Annotated in this window: 1 protein-coding gene; it reads right to left on the bottom strand. The window is 48.3% G+C overall.

The features are described 5' to 3' along the window. Nucleotides 1-31 precede the first annotated feature (31 nt). The gene (locus ABD339_RS33635; protein ID WP_002923155.1) at nt 32-346 is read right to left on the bottom strand and encodes a PTS sugar transporter subunit IIB; all 315 of its coding nucleotides are present in this window, start codon (nt 344-346) and stop codon (nt 32-34) included. Nucleotides 347-526 lie beyond the last annotated feature (180 nt).

Raw genomic sequence — 526 nt, forward strand, 5'->3', positions numbered from 1 at the left:
GACTGATACAGAGAACTCATTTCAACACCTCTCAGTGCGCCGCTGGGATCAGCGACAGAGCATAATTCAGGACGTTGTCTCCCCGCTGCATACCGTAGTCCATCGTATCGATGGGCTGAACGGGAATGTTCAGGGAAGCCGCTTTGTCAGACAGGGTTTTCAACATGTATTTCACCTGGGGGCCAAGCAACACCACCTGATACTGCGGAAACTGCATGTCAAATTCGGAAACGCCATAGGCGTCAATCTGCACCGGCAGGTCACGTTCATTCGCCGCCTCAACCATCTTTCTGACCAGCAGACTGGTGGACATCCCGACAGAGCAGCACAGCATAATCTTGTACATCGACGACCATCCTCAAAATGTAAAAAGTTATTGCGTGGGTGATTTGATATCAGACGGAAACCGGTTTCCATTTATAAAAAGCAGAACTGTGATAGTGGTCAAGATCTCCTGCTTATAGGGCGGATTTATTGGATTTCGCTCACATTATTCTGTCGATTTGGCGATGTTTTGCGCTGAAAT

The sequence above is a fragment of the Streptomyces axinellae genome, from assembly GCF_039532135.1.
GTDB lineage: Bacteria > Actinomycetota > Actinomycetes > Streptomycetales > Streptomycetaceae > Streptomyces > Streptomyces axinellae.